We start from the raw sequence: 475 nt of genomic DNA, 5'->3' as shown, positions 1-475 counted from the left end.
CGATGCTTCCAGGCCCGCGACAATCCTGAGCAGTGTCGACTTCCCGCAGCCGGACGGCCCCAGAATAGTGATGAAGTCGTTGGCGGCGACCGCCAGGTCGATCGGCATCAGCGCCTTGACCGGCTGACCGCCGCGCACGCCGGCAAAGGTGCGCGAAACGCCCTCGATGAGAAGCTTGTTCACGCCAGGCTCCACGGAAAGAGCCAGCGGTTGAAGGCCTTGAAGGCGAAGTCGGACAACAGCCCGATCAGTCCGATGACGATGATGCCGAAGATGATCTGACCCGTCGCCAGCCGCGACTGACTGTTGATGATCATGTAGCCGATGCCGGATGACGAGCCGATCAGTTCCGCGACGATGACATAGGTCCAGGCCCAGCCGAGCACCAGCCGCAGCGTCTCGGCGACCTCCGGCGCATTGGCCGGCATGATCACCCGGTTGACGATGCCGCTGTTGGTGGAACCCAGCGTGTAGG

At 63.4% G+C, this 475-nt stretch carries 2 protein-coding genes; both read right to left on the bottom strand.

Annotation, left to right across the window (positions count from 1 at the left end; genetic code table 11):
- The coding region (locus EN994_RS34820; protein WP_127308318.1) for an ATP-binding cassette domain-containing protein at positions 1-183 on the bottom strand (183 nt) is incomplete at its 3' end.
- The coding region (locus EN994_RS34815) for an ABC transporter permease subunit (protein WP_127308317.1) at positions 180-475 on the bottom strand (296 nt) is incomplete at its 5' end. The genes EN994_RS34820 and EN994_RS34815, both read right to left, overlap by 4 nt.

The sequence above is a fragment of the Mesorhizobium sp. M7A.F.Ca.CA.002.09.1.1 genome (assembly GCF_003998555.1).
Lineage (GTDB): Bacteria > Pseudomonadota > Alphaproteobacteria > Rhizobiales > Rhizobiaceae > Mesorhizobium > Mesorhizobium ciceri.
The sequence above is the reverse complement of the archived record's forward strand: the minus strand, read 5'-3'. Positions and strand labels throughout refer to the sequence as shown.